Source organism: Nocardia africana NBRC 100379 (assembly GCF_001612635.1).
Taxonomy (GTDB): domain Bacteria; phylum Actinomycetota; class Actinomycetes; order Mycobacteriales; family Mycobacteriaceae; genus Nocardia; species Nocardia africana.
This window is the reverse complement of record NZ_BDAV01000015.1, coordinates 148506-168091: the sequence shown is the minus strand read 5'-3', so window position 1 is coordinate 168091 and position 19586 is coordinate 148506. Positions and strand designations below refer to the sequence as shown.

Sequence of the window (19586 nt, the reverse complement as noted above, 5' to 3'; positions counted from 1 at the left end):
AACGGGGTTGAACACGAGACATTAGGGGCGACACGGGTGGATTTCGAAGTGGTGGAGCGCCACGAGACACTGGTGGCGGGCACGGTGCTACGCAGCCCGGCGCTGGCGGTCGAGGGACCGCGCCGGCAGAAGGTGGAGGAGGCGTGGAAACGAACTCTGGCGCGCCGGTTACCCGGCCCGCCGGCGACCGCATATGTCGACCACGCGCCCGAGATCGGTTCCTATCTCACCCATATCGTCGGCTACCGGTGTGAAAGCCTCGACGATCTGCAGCCCGGTGATGTGCTGGCCCGCATCCCGGCGGCGAAGTTCGCGCGCTTCCTGCGCACCGGCGACAACCTGGGCGACACGATCGTCTCGATCTGGCGCGCGGTCTGGGATCTGGAAGCGGCCGGCGCGCTGGTGCGGGCCTACACCGGCGACTTCGAGCACTATCCGGAGGCGCGCACGGTCGAGGTGTTCGTGGCCCTGCAGAGCGACCCGCTGACCGACGCGCTGAACAACGGTGTGGCCCAAGCCGATTCCGGCGAGAACAGGTAGGGACTCGTGGACTTCGAAATCGTCACCCTGGAACCGAGCCTCGTCGGCGGGCTCACCGTCCCGCTGGCCGGGCGCGAGGTGACCGCGCGAGACCTGGATCTGGTGAACTTCACCTGGGACCGCTATCTGTCGCGGGAGAAGAACGTCCCGCGCGTGGCGGCCTACATCGGCCAGGACGACCACGCGGTCGCGGTCCTCGGCTATGAACTCGGCGGACTCGACGAACTGGACACCGGCGATGTGATCACCCGCATCCCCGCGGGCCGCTACGCCAAGTTCGTCGTCTCCGACAAGCCCTACGACCTGCTCCGCACGGCCTGGGCCGAGGTCGCCAAGGCCGAAAGCGCCGGCACCATCACCCGCTCGCACACCGCGGAGATCGAACGCTACACCGGCCCCACCTCGGTCGAGGTATACGTGTCACTCGACTGACCGCCGATCGCAGAGCAACGAAATCAGGCTGGGCCCCCGCGATAACCGCAGGGGCCCAACCTGATTCGAAGTTCGTTCACAGGCGACATACGCGCCTACTCACCCCGCACGGGCCGACCTCGAGGAGGCCCGTTCGCGGCCCCAGGGGCCGCGAACACCCGAGCGGAGCGAGGCCGGACTATTCAGCGCCGATGATGAACGCTTCGAGCTGGGTGCGCGCGACGTCGTCGGCGAGCTGCTTCGGCGGGGACTTCATCAGGTAGGCCGAGGCCGGGATGACGGGTCCGCCGATGCCGCGGTCCTTGGCGATCTTGGCGGCGCGCACGGCGTCGATGATGATGCCCGCCGAGTTCGGCGAGTCCCACACCTCGAGCTTGTACTCCAGGTTCAGCGGCACGTCGCCGAAGGCGCGGCCCTCGAGGCGCACGTAGGCCCACTTGCGGTCGTCGAGCCAGCCGACGTGGTCGGACGGGCCGATGTGCACGTCGTTGGCGCCCAGCTCCTTCTTCAGGTTGCTGGTGACGGCCTGGGTCTTGGAGATCTTCTTCGACTCCAGGCGCTCGCGCTCGAGCATGTTCTTGAAGTCCATGTTGCCGCCGACGTTGAGCTGCATGGTGCGGTCCAGCTGCACGCCGCGGTCCTCGAACAGCTTGGCCATCACGCGGTGGGTGATGGTCGCGCCGACCTGAGACTTGATGTCGTCACCGACGATCGGCACGCCGGCGTCGACGAACTTCTGCGCCCAGGCCGGGTCGGAGGCGATGAAGACGGGCAGCGCGTTCACGAATGCGACGTTGGCGTCGATGGCACACTGCGCGTAGAACTTGTCGGCGTCTTCCGAACCGACGGGCAGGTACGAAACCAGCACGTCGACCTCGGCATCCTTCAGCGCCTGCACGACGTCGACCGGCTCGGCCTCGGAGAGCTCGATGGTCTGCGCGTAGTACTTGCCGATGCCGTCGAGGGTCGGCCCCCGCTGGACGGTGACGCCGGTCGGCGGCACGTCGGAGATCTTGATGGTGTTGTTCTCGCTGGCGAAGATCGCATCGGACAGGTCGAATCCGACCTTCTTCGCGTCGACGTCGAATGCGGCGACGAACTTCACATCGCGCACGTGGTACTGGCCGAACTTGACGTGCATGAGGCCGGGCACAGTCGAGTTCTCGTCTGCGTCCTTGTAGTACTGCACGCCCTGGACCAGCGAGGAGGCGCAGTTGCCCACGCCGACGATGGCCACGCGAATCTCATTGGCAGCCGGGTTGACATCACTCATGGCCGACATTTCCCTCTTTCTGTGGTGCCGCCTTCATTGATTGCTCCGCTGCAATCAACTCGTTGAGCCAGCGCACTTCGCGCTCGCTTGATTCGAGACCGAGTTGATGGAGCTGGCGGGTGTAGCGATCCAGTGTTCCGCTGGCGCGTTTGATCGCCTCCCGCAGTCCTTCTCGGCGCTCCTCGACCTGCCGTCGTCTGCCCTCGAGGATCCGCATCCGCGCCTCGGCGGGGGTGCGGCTGAAGAAGGCGAGATGAACGCCGAAGCCGTCATCGGTGTAGTTCTGCGGGCCGGTATCGGCGAGCAGTTCACCGAACCGCTCCCGGCCCGATTCGGTCAGTTGGTAGACCCGGCGGGCCCGGCGGGTGACCGCGCCGGCCGGACTCTCCTCGGCGATCAGACCGTCGGCCTGCATGCGCCGCAGCGTCGGGTACAGCGACCCGTAGGAGAAGGCCCGGAACGGTCCCAACAGGCCCGTCAACCGTTTGCGCAGCTCGTAGCCGTGCATGGGTGACTCCAGGAGCAGCCCGAGAATCGCGAGTTCGAGCACGGGCCTCACCTCCTGACTCTATTGAACAGACCTAACCGATGGATGCGATTTCAAACTATATCGGACCGATATAGTGAGCGGAAAGGAACGTGTGGCTTCTCTCGGTGGCATGCCGTGCCCCCGCCGACGCAAGTACTCTGGGATCCGTGCGAATTCAGCGGCAGGTGGTCGACTATGCGCTCCGGCGCAGGTCGCTGCTGGCCGATGTCTATGCGGGCCGTGTGGACGTCGCCGAGGTATGTGATGCGAATCCGTACCTGCTGCGTGCGGCGAAATTCCACGGGCGGGGAAGCGACGTCACATGTCCGATCTGCCGGAAAGAGCAGCTCACGCTCGTTTCGTGGGTCTACGGCGACGGACTGGGACCGATCGCGGGTTCGGCCCGAACCCCCGAGGAACTGGTGCGGCTGGCCGAGACTCGGGAAGAGTTCTCGGTGCACGTGGTCGAGGTGTGCCGGACCTGTAGTTGGAATCATCTGGTGCAGTCCTATGTGCTGGGGCACACCCCGGCACCGCGGCGCCGCCGGGGTGGCGGCGCTCGTCGGACTGCCGCCGAATGACGGGCACACTCGACTGATATGTGGAGCGGTTCCCATACCGGCCGGCGACGGCCGTGCACGCCCGCACCGAGCTATCCGGACCGTATCGAGTTATGGAGATCCAGGCTGTGACTTCGCCTTACGACGATGGACCGAACGGCGGTCGGCCCCCGCGCGGCCCGCAATCCGGACCCGGTGGTCAACCACCGCGTCCGGCAGGCGGCAACCCGCCCGGCGCCCGGCCGCTACCGCCGCGTCGCCAGGCACCGCCCCCGGGACCGGGCGGTCCCCGCGGCGGCCAGCCGGGCGGACCACCGAATCCGGCCGGCGGCCCACCGCGACGCCCCGGCCCGCCGCCGGGCGGTGACCGTACGCCGCCGATGCGCGGCCCGGCCGGTGGCCCGCCACGCACGGGCGGGCAGCCCACGGTGCGCGGCGGTCAGCCGAATCCGGCCGGTGGCCCGCCGCGGCGCCCCGCGAACCCGGCATCGCGTCCGGGTGCGCAGCAGAAGCCTCAGGCCACCCAGAAGATCGCGGCCGGAACCCTCGGCGAGGCGATGGCGCAACGCGGCCCGCGCTCGACCGCGGCCAACCGGTCGGCTCCCGGTGGTGCCGGGACACGCCCCGGATCCGGTCCGGGCACCGGCGGTCGCCGCGCGGTCGCCGGAGGTACTCCCCCGTCGGGTCCGCCGCCGCGCAAGGGCAACGGCGGCGGCGACGGCCCGGGCGGGTCGGCGGGCAAGGGCCCGAAGACCAAGAAGAAATCGCCGTGGCGCATCGTGCGCCGAGTGATCTATGTCCTGGTGGCATTGGCCATCGTCGTGCCGAGCGCGGTCTTCCTGATCGCGTACACGACGGTCTCGGTACCCCGGCCCGGCGATCTCAAAACCCCTCAGGTCGCCACGATCCTGGCCTCCGACGGCACCACGCAGATCACCAGAATCGTTCCGCCGGAGGGGAACCGGACCGACGTCACCATCGACCAGATCCCGCCGCACGTGCGCAATGCGGTGATCGCGGCCGAGGACCGGGACTTCTACTCCAACCCGGGCTTCTCCATCAGCGGTTTCGCTCGCGCCGCGCGCGACAACCTGATGGGCAAGGACACCGCCGGTGGTGGTTCGACGATCACCCAGCAGTACGTCAAGAACGCGATGGTCGGCAATCAGCATTCGCTGAGCCGCAAGATGCGCGAGCTGGTGATCTCGGCGAAGATGGCGCGGCAGTGGAGTAAGGACGACATCCTCACCGCGTACCTGAACACGATTCCGTTCGGTCGCGGCACCTTCGGTGTCGACGCCGCGGCCAAGGCCTACTTCGGCAAGTCGGTCGAACAGCTGACCGTCGAAGAGGGCGCGATGCTGGCCGCTACCATCAACCAGCCGTACGGCCTGGACCCGGAGAACAATCCGAAGGGCGCCGAACAGCGCTGGAACTACGTCCTCGACGGCATGGTCAAGGCCGGTTCCCTCCCCGCCGCCGAACGCGCCAAGATGGTGTACCCGAAGGTCCTGCCGTCCAGCGCCAACAGCGCCGACAGCGAGAACAAGACCGCAGGCCCGAACGGCCTGATCAAGCGGCAGGTGCTCAGCGAGCTGTCCGAGGCCGGCATCAGCGACACCCAGCTGAACACCGAGGGTCTGCAGATCACCACGACCATCGATCAGAAGGCCCAGCAGGCCGCGATCGATTCGGTGCACAAGAACATGCAGGGTGAACGCGACGAGGTCCGGACCGCGGTCGTCTCCGTCGATCCGAAATCCGGTGCGGTGCGCGCCTATTACGGCGGCGACAACGCGACCGGCTGGGACTTCGCCAACGCCGGGTTGCAGTCCGGCTCGACCTTCAAGGTCTTCGGCCTGGCCGAGAACCTCGAACTCGGCAAGCCGCTGTCGACCATGTACGACAGCTCGGATCTCACGGTCAACGGCATCAAGATCACCAACGCCGAAGGCGAGACCTGCGGTACCTGCACCATCGCCGAGGCGCTCAAGCGGTCACTGAACACCAGCTTCTACCGCATGGAACTCGATATGCCGGACGGCCCGGCCAAGATCGCGGCGATGGCGCACCGGATGGGCATTCCCGACGCGATTCCGGGCGTGGGCAAGACCCTGACCGAACCGGATGGTTCCGGGCCCAACAACGGCATCATCCTGGGTCAGTACCAGGTGCGTCCGCTGGATATGGCCTCCGCGTACGCGACCATCGCGGCCTCGGGTGTGTATCACAAGCCGCATTTCGTGCAGAAGGTCGTGACGGCCGACGGTCAGGTCCTGCTCGACCGCGGCCAGGTCGCCGGGGAGCAGCGGATCTCCGCCGCGGTCGCCGACAACCTCTCGGCGGCGATGCAACCGATCGCCGCCTCGTCTCGCAACCACGGCCTGGCCGGCGGCCGGCCGTCCGGTTCCAAGACCGGTACGACCCAGCTCGGTGACACCGGTCAGAACAAGGACGCGTGGATGATCGGCTTCACCCCGTCGCTGTCGACAGCCGTCTGGGTGGGTACCGCGGACGGCGTCGCGCTGAAGACGCCCGGCGGGTCGATCATGTACGGCTCCGGTCTGCCGTCGGATATCTGGAAGGACACCATGGACGGCGCGCTCGAGGGCACGCCGAAGGAGAACTTCCCGAAGCCGGCCGCGATCGGCGGTCAGGCCGGTGTGCCGTCCTATTCGGCGCCCTACACCGCGCCGAGCACCACGCAGCAGGAGTATCAGCCGCCGGTCGTGGTGAAGCCGTCGCAGGTCGAGATCCTGCCGGGCATCACCATTCCGGTGCCGGGTGTCCAGCCGAATCCGCGCTCGCAGCCGCAGCAGAACCAGCCGCAGTCGCAGGACACGGGGCCGCTGCCGGGGCAACCGGTGGCACCTGCCGACGGCAGCTCGCCGAGTACCTCGAACTCCGGTGACACCAGCGGCAATTCACGGTCCCAGCGCCCGGGCGCGGGCGCGGCCAACAGTACCGACGGGACAGGAGACGGGTACACCAACAGTCACCGGTAGCCTCGGGTGACGTGAGTGAACAACAGCCGGTGGCGGCCTCGACGTTCGGTGACGAAGGTGTCGAGACCGCCACCGGTTTCGTTTCCGCGGCGCCCCTCGCGGCGGATCGGAGATCGGCGGTCCGCCGGGACAAACCCAGCCGCACCGATTCGATGACCGCTCAGTTGAGCAGCACGATCGGCGGCCCGGTCGGCGACCACGCCCTGATCGGTCGCGCCCGCTTCTGGACTCCGCTGCGCATCCTGCTGGCCTTCGCGGTGGTGTTCCTCGCCCTCGGCTGGGCCGGTAAGGCCGGCTGTATTCAGCAGACGACCACCTCGGAGGGCCATCTCACCCTCGACTGGAACAACGGCCGCCAGTACGTGGCCATGTGCTACTCGGATACGGTGCCGCTCTACGGCGCCGAACATCTCGACGAGGGCGCGTTCCCCTACAAGAAGAAGTGGACCGAGGTCGGTCCCGACGGCAAACTGCAGACCCGGTACATGGAGTATCCGGTGCTGTCGGGCCTCTACCAGTACCTGGCGATGGAGGTCGCCAACATCTGGATGTCGCTGCCGCTGCCCAAGGCGCTGTCGGTGGTGGTGTATTTCAACGTCGTCGCCGTGGGACTGGCACTGGCCTGGCTGGTGACGGTGTGGGCCTCGGCGATGCTGGCGGGCCGCCGCATCTGGGATGCGGCGCTGGTGGCGCTCTCACCGCTGGTGCTCGTGCACATCTTCACCAATTTCGACGCCCTGGCAACCGCTTTCGCGGCCACAGGCCTGCTGGCGTGGGCAAGGCGGCGGCCGGTGCTGGCCGGGATACTGCTCGGGCTCGGCGGCGCGGCCAAACTGTATCCGCTGTTGCTGCTGGGCCCGATCGTGGTGCTGTGCCTGCGCGTCGACGGCCGCGACCGCTTGCCGGGCCTGCGAGAACAGCTGCGGCGCAATGGCACCGACGTGTTCGGCGCGCTGCGCGACTATCTGGCCGGAGCGCGGATCAGCCCGTTGCGCGCGGCGCTGGTGACGGTGGTGTCGGCGGCGCTGGCCTGGCTGGCGGTGAATCTGCCCATCGCCGTGCCGTTCACCGAGGGCTGGTGGGAATTCTTCCGGCTCAACAGCGAACGCCATGCCGATCCGGATTCGCTCTACAACGTGGTCACCTCCTTCACCGGCTGGCAGGGATTCGACGGTCCACTCGCCGCCTCCGACACGCCGATCGCGCTGAATGCGGTGTCGCTGGGGTTGTTCGCGGCCGCCTGCGCGGTGATCGGCTACATCGCGCTCACCGCCGCCCGCCGGCCCCGCGTGGCGCAGCTGGCCTTCCTGGTGGTGGCGGCGTTTCTGCTGACCAACAAGGTGTGGAGTCCGCAGTATTCGCTGTGGCTGGTGCCGCTGGCGGTGCTGGCCCTGCCGCACCGGCGAATCCTGCTGGCCTGGATGACGATCGACGCGCTGGTGTGGTTCCCGCGCATGTACTACTACCTCGGCACCGACAACAAGGGCGTCCCCGAACAGTGGTTCACCAGCGCGGTCCTGATCCGCGACGTCGCGGTCGTGGGCCTGTGCGCATTGGTGGTCCGCCAGATCTACCGGCCCGGCCTGGACCTCGTCCGGGGCGACGGCGCCGACGATCCGGTGGGCGGAATTCTGGACCGCGCGCAGGATCCCGCGCTGCCGTGGTTGCCGTCGGCCCTGCGACCCAAGGCGCCGTATCCGGCCGCTGGCGCGAACACCCGCTCATGGGCCAGGATCGACGCATGACCGCATTGAGCGAGCAGGCGACCACCTTCCTCGAGCTGCACCGCCCCGGCGCCCCGGCGATTCTGCCGACCGTCTGGGATGCGTGGTCGGCGAATCTGGTGCAGGCGGCCGGGTTCCCCGCCCTGACCGTCGGCAGCCATCCGCTGGCGGACTCGCTGGGCAAATCCGATCAGGAGGGGATGACCTATCCCGAATCGATGGCCCGAGTACGCGAGATCACCGCTGCGGTGGACATTCCGGTCTCGGTCGACATCGAATCCGGCTACGGCCTGAAGCCCGCACAGCTGATCGACGGACTGCTGGAGGCGGGCGCGGTCGGCCTGAACATCGAGGATTCGGTGCACAGCGAGGGTGGCCGCCTGCGCGAGCCGAGCGAGCACGCCGACTTCGTCGCCGGACTGCGGCAGGCGGCCGATGCCGCCGGTGTGCACGTGGTGGTCAACGCCCGCACCGATCTGTTCCTGCGCGAGGACCAGAACACACCGGACCGGGTCGAGCGGGTGCTGGAGCGGATGCGGCTGGCGGCCGAAGCGGGCGCCGACGTGTTGTATCCGGTGGGCCAGCGCGATCCGGAGATCCTGCGCCGGCTGTGTGCCGAACTTCCGTTGCCGGTCAATGCCATCGGCCTGCCGGACCAGGGCGATCGGGCGTGGTTCGCCGAATTGGGCGTTGCCCGAGTCAGTTTCGGGCCGTTCCTGCAGCGCGCGCTGAGCACCGAGGCGAACCGGTTGCTGGCGCGCTGGCAGTAATCCCGTGACCCCGGCACCGAACCGGGCGCGGTTCTGTGACAATGGAATACGCCGATGCCCGTCGCAACGCATGCCACGAAGCCCGAGATGAGCGAGCCGACGGCATGCGAACGGGGCGGTCATCGGCGCTGTGATTCCCGCTCAGGCCACCCACTCGTCGTGGTCGATCCAGGACGGGTAGTCCGTATATCCGGCCGGCCCCCGGCCGTAGAGACCCTCCTCGCGCACCGGCGCCAACACTCGATGGTGCCGGATACGCGACACCAGATCGGGATTGGCGATGAAGGCGCGCCCGAAGGACACCAGGTCGGCCAGGCCGTCGGCGAGTACCCGCTCGGCCGCCGCCGGTGTGGTCGGCGCCCGGTTCTCGCCGACATTGGCGACGAGCGTGCCGTTCCAGCGCGGACGTAGATCGGCGAGCGCCGGATAGTCGTCGTTGTCGGTGAGGTGCAGATAGGCGAGATCTCGTCCGGCGAGTTCCCGCACCAGGGCGCGATAGAGCGGTGCCGGATCGGCCTCACGGATCCCGAATTGCGGATTACCCGGCGACAGCCGGATCCCGACCCGATGCGAACCCGCCACCGCGGCAACGGCATCGGTGACCTCGAGGGCGAATCGCATGCGATCGACGATCGTGCCGCCGTAGTCATCGCTGCGCAGATTGGTGTTGTCGGCCAGGAACTGGTGCACGAGATAGCTGTTCGCACCGTGGATTTCGACGCCGTCGAATCCGGCCGCGAGCGCGTGGGCGGCGGCCTCGGCGTAATGCCCGACGGCCTGTGTGATCTCGGCGCGGGTCATGGCGCGAGGTTGTGGCGCCGGGGCCTTCCCGCCGTCGAGCAGGTGGACCGGATCGGGCGCCGGCACCGCGGACGGACCGGCCGGCAGCGTGCCGTCGATCCGGGCCAGGGGATGCCCCAACCGTCCACCGTGCATGAGCTGGGCGAAGATCCGGCCGCCCGCGCCGTGGACGGCTTCGGTGACCCGGCGCCACCCGATGACATGCGCATCGGTGGCCAGGCCCGGCACCCACGCCTCGCTCTGCCCGCTGGAATGCGGCCAGATTCCCTCGGTGACAATGAGTCCGGCGTCTGCCCGCTGGGCATAATAGGTCACCACATCGGCGGTCGGCGAGCCGTCGGGACGCGAGCGCAGCCGAGTCATCGGCGCCATCACGACGCGATTGGGCAGGTGCAGGTGGTGTTCGTGATAGTCGGTCAGCAACAGCATGCGCGTACCGTAGAACCTGACATCAATGTGAGGTGCAAGGGAGAAACCGGTGCGCATCGGCGAACTGGCACGACGCACGGGCGTCAGCGTGCGGTCGTTGCGATACTACGAGAGCCAGGGCCTGCTCGCCTCGACCCGGACCTCGGGCGGTCAGCGCGAATACCGTGAGCAGGCGGTGGACCGTGTCATTCGCATACAGGAGATGTTCGCCGCGGGACTGCACAGCCGCACCATCGCCGAACTGCTCCCGTGCGTCAACGACACCGACGGCACGCCCGCGGCGACCGCGACACCGTGGCTGACGGAAACCCTTGCCGCCGAACGTCAACGCATCGACGCGTGCATCAAGGACCTGATCCGCACCCGCGAGGTGCTCGACGGCGTGATCAGCGCGGCGCAGGGCGAGCCGCAGTAGCGCCCGTCGGTCAGGCGGCCAGTCGCGGGTGGCGCACACCGACGCCGCCGGCAGCGGTTGCCGGCGATTCCGGCTCGGCGGCCGCCACGGCATCGGGCCGGGTTCCGGAGCGCAGCGAGGCCAGCACCATCCCGATCAAGCCGACACCCAGACCGGCAATCGTCAACGGGCGCAACGGTTGTGCGATCAGCAGGCAGGCCAGCACCGCCGTGACGAGCGGGGTGACGAAGAACAGCTTGCCGACCCGGGTGGCGTCCCAACGCCGCAGCATGGCGTTCAGCAACAGGAAGCAAGCGACGGCGTTGATCGCCACCATCCACAGCAGCGAGCCCGCGAACCGAAGCGGATCGTCGATATGGGCACTGCCGCTCGCGAGCAGGAAGATTCCCGCCACCGGCGCGCTGACCAGAACGTGCACAGCGGTATTGGTGCGGGTGTCGACCTGCGGCACGAAACGCTTCTGATAGACCGTGCCGAGGCTCAGTCCCAGCAGACCGACCACGCACAGCACCAATCCCGTTGCGGAGAAGTGGGATTGATCGACGACGGCCAGTCCGACGCCGAGGCCGCCGACACCGAATCCGATCCACTGCCGCACGGTGACCGACTCGCCGAGCACGGTCCCGGCGAACAGCGCGATCACCACCGGATTCAAACCCTGAACCAGTGAGATCACCGCCGCGGAGACATGATCGGCCATGGCCGTGTAGAAGGCCCCGAACTGCATCATCTGCATGAGCAATCCGGCGACCGCGACATGCAGCAATTGCCGGCCGCGCGGCCACGTCGCCCGGACGGCGACGGCATACCCCGCCAAGGCCACTCCGGCGCAGGCGAAGCGGGCGAACAACACCACCATCGGCGGCGCCGCGCCGACGCCGATGATGCCGGCGATGAACGCGCTGCTCCACATCACCACGAAGGCCGCGGGCGCGGCCGTCTCCATCAGTCGGTTCCGCACGACACCTCCCGAATAACCGCTTCAACTGGTTACCAACCCTGACATCGGAGCAACTAACCTGTCAAGGGGGTTACCATGGAGACGTGTTCACTTTCGTCAGCGGCAACGTGGCCCTGGATTTCGCCGGCACCGTCCAGGAGCGCAACGCCGGTTTCATCGACCTGCTGACGGCACCCGCCGCACTCGACGAATGGCTGGTCGCGGCCGGATTACTGGACTCCGCCGCGCAGTGCGACGCGGCGGCACTGGCGCGCGCGGTCGAACTGCGTGAAGCGGTCTACCGCTTGGCCCTGGCCTCGAGCGTCGGCGAGCCGTGGCGCGATGCCGACCGGGTGCTGGTCAACCGGATCGCCGACGGCCCGAAGCCCTCGATCGCCCTGCGCGCCGACGCCGGCGTGACCCGGCGCGGCGACTGCGATCATGCCCTCGCGCGGATCGCGACCGAGGCGATCGAACTCCTCGGCGGACCCGAGCGCGATCGGATCAAACAATGCGGCCGCGACATCTGCACACGTCTCTACCTCGACACCTCCCGCGCGGGTTCCCGGCGCTGGTGCGATATGACGCTGTGCGGCAACCGGGCCAAGAGCGCGTCGTTCCGCGCTCGCCACGGCCGGTCGTGATTCAGCGCGCGGGAACGAGTTCCCGCGCCACCGGCGAGACCACCGGCCGGTATCCGCGCGGGCGGGCGCGGACGAACGCGAAGAAGAAGAACACCAGCAGGATCGCGCGTCCCCAGACCCCGAACTGCACGAGCTTCTCGTAGAAGTCCGTGCCCGTCCCGCTACCCAGGGCATGGAAGTAGCGGAAGACCCCGATGCCGAGGGCCAGATCGGCCAGCAGATAGGCGCCGACCGCCGCCCACGGCACCTCGAGCAGGACGAAGAACGGCAGCACCCACAACGTGTACTGCGGTGAGTGCACCTTGTGGAACAGCAGGAATCCACACAGCATCGCCGCGCTCACGCCCACCCAGGGGTAGGAGCCGTATACGGGAAAACGCTTCCACCCCAACCACATAGCGAGCGCGAACGAAACGACCACCAGGACCGGCGAGGCCGTCGCCACGACGTCCTGGAACGACGCTTCCCCGCTCTGTCCCTGCGCGAACATCGGCCGCAGCCCCCAGTACCAGACGGAGTTGGTGGTGATATCCGCCTGGCGCATCTGCTGGAAGGTGAACGAGGCCCGCCAGCCGTCGTAGCCGAGCAGCGCGAACGGCAGGTTGATCGCCACCACCGTCGCGATCGCGGCACCCGCGGCCGCGAACGCCCCGCCCGGGTCGTAGCCGCGGCGGTGGGTATCCGCACGTGACTCGCCGAGGTCCGGCTCGCCGAGAAAGAGGTAGAGCATCAGCGGCAGGACGAAAATCCCCGGATACAACTTCAGGCAGAACCCGATGCCCAGCAGGACCGCCGCGACAATTCCCCTGGTGCGCAACGAGTATCGGGTCAGCGTGGTCATCACGTAGACCGCGCCGACGGCCGTGCACACCACCGGGAGTTCCCAGTTGTGGAACGCGTAGAGCACCAGCGGCGGGCCCACCGACCACAGCAGCGCGACGGCTCCCGACATCCGGCCCAGCATCCAGGCGGTCAGCAGGGCGAACGGCGCCAGCAGCAGGGCCGAATGCAGCAGGAAGCCGGCGTCGTCGTGCACCCCGGCCGCGCCGAGCCACATCAGCAGCCCGCTGAGCACGGGATATTCCACGGCACCACCGGTCAGCGTGCCGTCGGGGGTGATGCCGCCGCCGACGTACGGAAACAGATGCTCGTCGATGCCGCGTCCCAGCCAGAGGAACTGGATGTCGGAATAGCAGACCTCGGCATCCTTGATGCGATCGAAGATCAGGCTGCGCCCGTCGCCGTCGAACGGCGCGCCCGCGCAGCGGGCCTTGTTGAGATAGGCGAAGATCAATGTGACCGCGCAGGCCAGGACCGCGACCGCGGCCGCGACCCGGCCGGTTGCGCGCGCCCGGACTACCGCATCGGCCACGCGGCCACCTCCGCGGACACGCCGTCGCCACCGCCGCGGTCCCAACGGTCGGCGGGTCGAATCGGCATGTGCACCACGATAGGTGGGCTACCCCGCGAACGTCGTTATTCCCCGGGAAGGAGACCCATTTCGCACCCGGTGCCCCGGATTCGGGTCCGGACCGGCCGTTCATGTAGCCTTGTCGGGTTGCTGACGCAACGACCCCTCCTGCCACGGAAAGTCCGTGGCCGTTCACAGTCCACAGGAGGTGATGGGTTCCCGTGCGTCATTACGAAGTGATGGTCATCCTCGATCCGAACCTGGACGAGCGCACTGTCGGTCCGAACCTGGACAAGATGCTCAGTGTGGTCTCGCAGCAGGGCGGCAAGATCGACAAGGTCGACCTCTGGGGCCGCCGCCGGCTGGCCTACGAAATCGAGAAGCGCGCCGAGGGCATCTACGCCGTCGTCGACCTGACCGCCGAGCCGGCCACGGTCAGCGAGCTCGACCGTCAGCTGGGCCTGAACGAGTCGGTGTTGCGCACCAAGGTGCTGCGGCAGGACAAGAAGTAAGCCCCCTGGCATACCTGTCGGAAAGCAAACCGCACTTGTCGTTGCCTGGCCTTAGGCTCTAGCGCAACAGGCGAGTGCACAGCTGATCGCACCGGAGACCAGGAGGAACCATGGCAGGCGACACCGTAATCACCGTCATCGGCAATTTGACGGCAGATCCGGAACTTCGATTCACGCCCGCGGGCGCGGCGGTGGCCAATTTCACCGTCGCCTCGACTCCCCGGGTGTTCGACCGCAACGCCAACGAATGGAAAGACGGCGAGGCACTGTTCCTGCGCTGCAACATTTGGCGTGAGGCCGCGGAGAATGTCGCCGAGAGCCTGACCCGAGGCGCTCGCGTCATCGTGAGCGGACGGCTCAAGCAGCGCTCCTACGAAACCCGCGAGGGTGAGAAGCGCACGGTCGTCGAACTCGAGGTCGACGAGGTCGGTCCCTCCCTGCGCTACGCGACCGCGAAGGTCAACAAGACCTCGCGCGGCGGTGGCGGCGGTGGTTTCGGCGGCAATTCCGGCGGCAGTGGTGGGGGCTTCGGCGGCTCCAACGGTGGCAGTCGCGGCGGACAGGGTTCCGCCGGCGACGATCCGTGGGGCAGCGCTCCCGCGGCCGGCTCCTTCGGAGGCGGCCAGATGGACGACGAACCGCCGTTCTGAACGGCTCACATATCGGGGCCCGCGATACGCGGCTCCCAGGCAAACGGAGTGAAGACCCATGGCCAAAGCACCGGCACGCGAAAAGGTGCTGAAGAAGAAGGCTTGCGCCTTCTGCAAGGAAGCGAAGAAGGACGGCGCGGCCGTCATCGACTACAAGGACACGGCGTTGCTGCGCAAGTTCGTCAGCGACCGCGGCAAGATCCGCGCCCGCCGCGTCACCGGCAACTGCGTGCAGCACCAGCGGGACATCGCCGTCGCGGTGAAGAACTCCCGCGAGGTCGCGCTGCTGCCCTACGTGTCCACGGCTCGCTGAGAACGGGAGGCAGACGATGAAGCTGATTCTGACTGCTGATGTGGACAACCTCGGTGCGCCCGGCGACACCGTGGAGGTCAAGGACGGCTACGGCCGCAACTACCTGCTGCCGCGCGGCCTGGCGATCGTCGCCACCCGTGGTGCCGAGAAGCAGGTCGAGGGCATCCGCCGGGCGCAGGACGCCCGTCGGGTGCGCGACCTGGACCACGCCAAGGAGCTCAAGGCCACGATCGAGGGCCTGGAGGGCGTGTCCCTGTCGGTGAAGACCGCCGGCACGGGCAAGCTGTTCGGTTCGGTCACCGCGGCCGACGTCGCCGGCGCGGTCAAGGCCGCCGGTGGCCCGGTGCTCGACAAGCGCAGCATCGAGCTGCCGAAGTCGCACATCAAGAGCACCGGCAAGCACAGCGTCACCGTGCACCTGCACCCCGACGTGATTGCCAAGTTCGACCTGCAGGTTGCTGCCGCGGAGTGACATCCGCTCCGCCGTCCGGCGGGGTACCGATCGGTTCGCCGATGTGCTCGCTCCGGACGGTGGACCACAGTTCTTCGACGACCATCCCCGTAGTCACTGCGGGGATGGTCTTCGCCTGCGCGCGTTCGCCGTTTCCGACAGGCCCGTATACGGCTCTTGTCGCATTTCGAGCCGGAATCGGATCCGACACGATAGAGTTGCGAAAGATTTGCTCGATGGTGACGATGGACACCGCATCCCGCCGTCGACCGACCGTGCGCACTTTCTACCCAGCTCCTGGGGATTTGTGGACAAGTAGCCGAACCGACCGCCTTGAATGTGATCTGCGCCATAGTCCGAGAGAGCAGTGTTTACCCAACACGCCCGGCTGTTCATCTCGAGTGACACGCCGACGGCATTTCGATCCACATGTGGGAAATCCAAAAAACGTGGTTCCACCTGGTCATAGCCGCTGCGCATGCCGGGTTGTCCCCAGTTGATACACAAGGCCTGCACAACAGCGGGTGAACTGTGCCCAGTTTATCCACAGTTGTTTCCACAGGCCGGTTTGGCGATCCCCAACTCGGTCCCTTAGGTTCTTCCAGGCGCCGTCACCACGCGCCGGTAGCGCCGCGGTTCCCGATGCGCGGAATCGTTAGCTACAGGCGGGTTTCCGATCACGTGGCGGCCACCGCGACGACCGGTGCGACATGTTCGGACGTGTCGGTACCCGGGCGTACAACAAGTCATCAATAGGGTCGAAGCCGGGTGGGATCGGGCCGGGTGCGATGAGAGAGGACGGTCGAGTGGCAGTCGTCGACGATCGCGGGCACTCGGACTACAACGACCAGCCCGGCGAGGATTTCGGTCGGCAACCGCCGCACGATATGGCCGCCGAACAGTCGGTTCTCGGCGGCATGCTGCTCAGCAAGGACGCCATCGCCGACGTCGTCGAGGTCATCCGGCCCGGCGACTTCTACCGTCCGGCGCACCAGGCCGTGTACGACGCGATTCTCGACCTCTACGGCCGGGGCGAACCCGCGGACCCGGTCACCGTCGCCGCCACCCTGGACCGCCGCGGCGAACTGAAACGCATCGGCGGCGCGCCCTACCTGGTGACGCTGACCCAAACCGTGCCGACGGCGGCCAACGCCTCCTATTACGCCGAAATCGTCGCGGAGAAGGCGATTCTGCGGCGCTTGGTCGAGGCCGGCACCCGCATCGTCCAATTCGGCTACGCCGGGTCCGAGGGCCAGGACGTCGCCGAGGTCGTCGACCGCGCCCAGGCCGAGATCTACGAGGTCACCGAACGCCGGTCCACCGAGGACTTCCTGCCCCTGGAGGAACTGCTCCAGCCGACGATGGACGAAATCGACTCCATCGCCAGCCGCGGCGGCATCTCCCTCGGCGTGCCGACCGGCTTCACCGAACTCGACGAGGTCACCAACGGCCTGCACCCCGGCCAGATGATCATCGTCGCGGCGCGACCCGGCGTTGGGAAGGCGCTCGCGCTGGATACTCCGCTGCCCACTCCGGACGGCTGGACGACCATGGGCGAGGTGGCGGTCGGAGACGAACTGCTCGACGCACACGGACGGCCGACGCGTGTCGTAGCCGCCACCGAGACGATGCACGAACGCCCTTGCTACGAGGTGGAATTCTCCGACGGCACGGTGATCGTCGCAGACGCGGAACATCAATGGCTCACCGAAACGCGCGCCTCACGGCGCTCCGCTCAGCAAGCCGCGGCAGGCCGCAACCGGTCCCGGAACCAGCGGATGTGCGCCGAGGTTCGGACCACCGTCGATATCGCCGGAACACTGCGCTGCGCGACCGCGGACGCGCGGCTCAATCACTCGGTCACCAACGCCGCGCCGCTTCAGCTGCCGGAGCGTCACCTGCTCGTTCCGCCCTACACCCTGGGCGCCTGGCTGGGCGACGGCACCGCCGCCTCCGCCCAACTGACAACTGCCGACCCGGAAATCGTGCTGCGCATCGAGAACGAAGGGCTGCTCGCGGTGCCGTCGGCGAGTGCCGTGTTGCGCTACCACCTGCGCCTGCCGGAACCCGATCCCATTTCTCCTCGCAACTGCGTCGTGTGCGGGGCCGAGTTCGTGCCGTTCACCTCCGAGGTGAAGACCTGCGGCCGATCCTGCGGTGGTAAGTCGCGATTCGTGTCTTCCCGCTCGCCCCGGCCTACGTGCCCGCAGTGCGGCCGGCCTTCCACGGGTCTGCGGATGTGCCAGGGCTGCCGCAATGCCACGGGAACGGTGCAAGCACGGTTGCGCACGATCGGTGTCCTGGGGAACAAGCACATACCCACCGCCTATCTCCGTGCTTCCGAAGCACAGCGGCGCGCGCTGCTGGCCGGTCTGCTCGACACCGACGGCACTGTGACCCACGGCGGTTCGGTGCAATTCACAGTGACGAACGAACGACTGGTCTCCGATGTCGAAGAACTGATCGTCAGCCTCGGATACCGATGCCACCGATCGGCCAAGAACGTGCGCGGACGCACCGCGGACAGTTCCGTGGCGTACACGCTCACGTTCGCGACCGACGACGAGGTGTTCGGCCTGAGCCGAAAGAACCTGCTGCACAAGCAGCGTCGGCGCGCGACCGGCACCGCACGGTCGAACTCACGGTTCATCGTCGACGTCCGCCCGATCCCCAGTGTTCCGGTCCGCTGCGTCGAGGTCGACAACTCCGAACACCTCTACCTGGCCGGGCGCTCGATGGTCCCCACGCACAACTCCACCCTGGGAATGGATTTCATGCGGAGTTGTTCGATCAAGCACGGCTTGGCGAGCGTTATCTTCTCGCTGGAAATGAGTAAGACCGAGATCGTGATGCGTCTGCTGTCGGCGGAGGCGAAGATCAAGCTCGGGGATATGCGGGCCGGGCGGATGAGCGACGACGACTGGACCAAACTCGCGCGCCGGATGAGCGAGATCAGTGAGGCGCCGCTGTTCGTCGACGATTCGCCGAACCTGACCATGATGGAGATCCGGGCCAAGGCACGGCGGCTCAAGCAGCGCCACGATCTGCGGCTCGTCGTGGTGGACTACCTGCAGCTGATGACATCCGGTAAGAAGGTCGAATCCCGCCAGCAGGAAGTCTCCGAATTCTCCCGGAGCCTGAAACTACTGGCCAAGGAACTGGAAGTTCCGGTGGTCGCGATCAGTCAGCTGAACCGTGGTCCCGAACAGCGAACGGACAAGCGCCCCATGGTCTCCGACCTCCGCGAATCGGGTTCCCTGGAACAGGACGCCGACATGGTGATCCTGCTGCACCGCCCGGACGCGTTCGAACGCGACGACCCGCGCGGCGGCGAGGCCGACCTGATCCTCGGCAAACACCGAAACGGCCCCACGGCGACCATCACCGTCGCCCACCAGCTCCACCTCAGCCGCTTCGTGGACATGGCTCGCGGATAGCGGGAAGCTGTCGCGGCCAGGCGATTGGTCGACGGAGAGCCACGGTGCGGTGGCGACGGCCGTGGTGGTCATTCCGGCGAAGTCGACGATGTCGCGATGGAGATGGGACTGATCGACGAAGCCGGCTTCGGCGGCGACCCGGGCGGGGCGGTGGCCGGCGGCGAGGCGATGGGCCGCGTGGTCGAAACGCACCAGGCGGGCGCTCTGTTTGGGCGTGATTCCGATCTGAGCGCGAAAGCGCGACCACAGCCGCTGACGGCTCCAGCCGACCTCGGCCGCCAGCGATTCGATCCGAGCCCGGCCGTGGCTGTATGCCAGTCGCCGCCAGACGAATTCGACCTCCGGATCCACCTCCGGTCCGGCGGCGAGTCGGCGGGCCAGGGCGGCGTGGGCGAGCGCGAAGCGCGTATCCCACGATCGCGCGGCACGTAACTGCTCCTGGATTCGCGCGGCCTCGCCACCCCACAGTTCGTCGAGCCCGACCACCAGGCCGTTCAGTTCCGCACCCGCACCGAGCACCGCGTGGGCGACCACGGGAGAGAGCCGGATCTGCAGCAGGTCGACCTCGCGGCCCGACCCCCGCAACGCGGCCCGGGGCAGGCCGACCACGAGGGCGCCGCCCGTGCGCTCACCGCTCACCCCATCGACGACCAGCGCGTCACGGGCATCGATGAAGACCGTCAGCGCCGGATACGGAATCAGCTGCAATGCGACCGATTCGCCGGCTCTCCCTCGGAACCCGGCCATACT

General features: G+C 67.6%; 18 protein-coding genes and 1 pseudogene. 13 read left to right on the top strand and 6 right to left on the bottom strand.

Features of this window, described 5'->3' with window-relative positions:
- The first annotated feature begins 36 nt into the window (after window positions 1-36).
- Together NA3_RS27195 and NA3_RS27190 are read left to right on the top strand one after the other, a co-directional pair.
- A complete protein-coding gene (locus NA3_RS27195) occupies window positions 37-540 on the top strand; it encodes a GyrI-like domain-containing protein (RefSeq protein ID WP_062966484.1) in 504 nt (167 codons plus the stop codon).
- 6 nt (window positions 541-546) lie between these two features.
- Entirely contained in the window at window positions 547-972 is a 426-nt protein-coding gene (locus tag NA3_RS27190) for a GyrI-like domain-containing protein (RefSeq protein WP_062966483.1), read from the top strand.
- 178 nt (window positions 973-1150) lie between these two features.
- Here NA3_RS27190 and NA3_RS27185 read toward each other — a convergent pair whose 3' ends face one another.
- Window positions 1151-2245: an inositol-3-phosphate synthase gene (locus NA3_RS27185; protein ID WP_062966482.1), complete on the bottom strand. Its 1095-nt coding sequence runs from the start codon at window positions 2243-2245 to the stop codon at window positions 1151-1153.
- Entirely contained in the window at window positions 2238-2795 is a 558-nt protein-coding gene (locus NA3_RS27180) for a PadR family transcriptional regulator (RefSeq protein ID WP_030514162.1), read from the bottom strand. Before NA3_RS27180 ends, NA3_RS27185 begins: the two co-directional genes overlap by 8 nt.
- Window positions 2796-2941: 146 nt before the next feature.
- On the opposite strand from NA3_RS27180, the gene NA3_RS27175 reads away from it, so the two are divergent.
- The 4 genes from NA3_RS27175 (at window position 2942) to NA3_RS27160 (ending at window position 8833) form a co-directional block, all read left to right on the top strand.
- On the top strand, window positions 2942-3355 hold the full coding sequence (locus tag NA3_RS27175; RefSeq protein WP_158271251.1) for a DUF5318 domain-containing protein: 414 nt from the start codon (window positions 2942-2944) through the stop codon (window positions 3353-3355).
- Between the two features lie 536 nt (window positions 3356-3891).
- Entirely contained in the window at window positions 3892-6339 is a 2448-nt protein-coding gene (locus tag NA3_RS27170; RefSeq protein ID WP_063917792.1) for a transglycosylase domain-containing protein, read from the top strand.
- Window positions 6340-6368: 29 nt separating this feature from the next.
- Window positions 6369-8084, top strand: a complete 1716-nt coding sequence (locus NA3_RS27165) for a glycosyltransferase family 87 protein (protein ID WP_062966620.1) — start codon at window positions 6369-6371, stop codon at window positions 8082-8084.
- Window positions 8081-8833: an isocitrate lyase/PEP mutase family protein gene (locus NA3_RS27160; RefSeq protein ID WP_062966481.1), complete on the top strand. Its 753-nt coding sequence runs from the start codon at window positions 8081-8083 to the stop codon at window positions 8831-8833. The genes NA3_RS27165 and NA3_RS27160 overlap by 4 nt, the downstream gene beginning before the upstream one ends.
- 141 nt (window positions 8834-8974) lie before the next feature.
- Here NA3_RS27160 and NA3_RS27155 read toward each other — a convergent pair whose 3' ends face one another.
- Complete coding sequence (locus NA3_RS27155; protein WP_062966480.1) at window positions 8975-10063, bottom strand: alkene reductase; 1089 nt, start codon at window positions 10061-10063, stop codon at window positions 8975-8977.
- 49 nt (window positions 10064-10112) lie between these two features.
- On the opposite strand from NA3_RS27155, the gene NA3_RS27150 reads away from it, so the two are divergent.
- Window positions 10113-10478 carry a MerR family transcriptional regulator gene (locus tag NA3_RS27150; protein ID WP_062966479.1) on the top strand — a complete coding sequence of 122 codons (366 nt, stop codon included), beginning with the start codon at window positions 10113-10115 and terminating at the stop codon, window positions 10476-10478.
- Window positions 10479-10488: 10 nt separating this feature from the next.
- On the opposite strand, the gene NA3_RS27145 is transcribed toward NA3_RS27150, so the two are convergent.
- Window positions 10489-11439: a DMT family transporter gene (locus NA3_RS27145; RefSeq protein ID WP_227995608.1), complete on the bottom strand. Its 951-nt coding sequence runs from the start codon at window positions 11437-11439 to the stop codon at window positions 10489-10491.
- A gap of 83 nt (window positions 11440-11522) precedes the next feature.
- Between NA3_RS27145 and NA3_RS27140 the strand changes: the two genes are divergently transcribed.
- Window positions 11523-12062: a CGNR zinc finger domain-containing protein gene (locus NA3_RS27140; protein ID WP_062966478.1), complete on the top strand. Its 540-nt coding sequence runs from the start codon at window positions 11523-11525 to the stop codon at window positions 12060-12062.
- A gap of 1 nt (window position 12063) precedes the next feature.
- On the opposite strand, the gene NA3_RS27135 is transcribed toward NA3_RS27140, so the two are convergent.
- Entirely contained in the window at window positions 12064-13434 is a 1371-nt protein-coding gene (locus tag NA3_RS27135; protein WP_062966477.1) for a glycosyltransferase family protein, read from the bottom strand.
- A gap of 260 nt (window positions 13435-13694) precedes the next feature.
- Between NA3_RS27135 and rpsF the strand changes: the two genes are divergently transcribed.
- From rpsF to dnaB, 5 genes are all read left to right on the top strand, one after another.
- Window positions 13695-13985 carry a 30S ribosomal protein S6 gene (gene rpsF / locus NA3_RS27130; protein WP_030514152.1) on the top strand — a complete coding sequence of 97 codons (291 nt, stop codon included), beginning with the start codon at window positions 13695-13697 and terminating at the stop codon, window positions 13983-13985.
- A 110-nt stretch (window positions 13986-14095) separates the two neighbouring features.
- Window positions 14096-14635 carry a single-stranded DNA-binding protein gene (locus tag NA3_RS27125; protein WP_062966476.1) on the top strand — a complete coding sequence of 180 codons (540 nt, stop codon included), beginning with the start codon at window positions 14096-14098 and terminating at the stop codon, window positions 14633-14635.
- 58 nt (window positions 14636-14693) lie between these two features.
- Window positions 14694-14948, top strand: a complete 255-nt coding sequence (rpsR, locus tag NA3_RS27120; protein ID WP_062966475.1) for a 30S ribosomal protein S18 — start codon at window positions 14694-14696, stop codon at window positions 14946-14948.
- A 16-nt stretch (window positions 14949-14964) separates the two neighbouring features.
- On the top strand, window positions 14965-15420 hold the full coding sequence (gene rplI, locus NA3_RS27115) for a 50S ribosomal protein L9 (RefSeq protein WP_062966474.1): 456 nt from the start codon (window positions 14965-14967) through the stop codon (window positions 15418-15420).
- 785 nt (window positions 15421-16205) lie between these two features.
- Window positions 16206-18836, top strand: coding sequence for a replicative DNA helicase (gene dnaB, locus NA3_RS27110; RefSeq protein WP_062966473.1), 2631 nt, complete (start codon window positions 16206-16208; stop codon window positions 18834-18836).
- Between the two features lie 117 nt (window positions 18837-18953).
- Here the strand turns inward: dnaB and NA3_RS36295 are convergent.
- A pseudogene (locus NA3_RS36295) lies at window positions 18954-19583 on the bottom strand (helix-turn-helix transcriptional regulator); the annotation flags it as partial.
- Between the last annotated feature and the right edge of the window lie 3 nt (window positions 19584-19586).

Bases quoted from the DNA above. Each gene is read 5' to 3' on its own strand.
- rplI (WP_062966474.1), top strand. From the start codon at position 14,965: ATGAAGCTGATTCTGACTGCTGATGTGGACAACCTCGGTGCGCCCGGC.
- rpsR (WP_062966475.1), top strand. From the start codon at position 14,694: ATGGCCAAAGCACCGGCACGCGAAAAGGTGCTGAAGAAGAAGGCTTGC.
- NA3_RS27155 (WP_062966480.1), bottom strand. From the start codon at position 10,063: ATGCTGTTGCTGACCGACTATCACGAACACCACCTGCACCTGCCCAAT.
- NA3_RS27160 (WP_062966481.1), top strand. From the start codon at position 8,081: ATGACCGCATTGAGCGAGCAGGCGACCACCTTCCTCGAGCTGCACCGC.
- NA3_RS27125 (WP_062966476.1), top strand. From the start codon at position 14,096: ATGGCAGGCGACACCGTAATCACCGTCATCGGCAATTTGACGGCAGAT.
- NA3_RS27170 (WP_063917792.1), top strand. From the start codon at position 3,892: ATGGCGCAACGCGGCCCGCGCTCGACCGCGGCCAACCGGTCGGCTCCC.
- NA3_RS27185 (WP_062966482.1), bottom strand. From the start codon at position 2,245: ATGAGTGATGTCAACCCGGCTGCCAATGAGATTCGCGTGGCCATCGTC.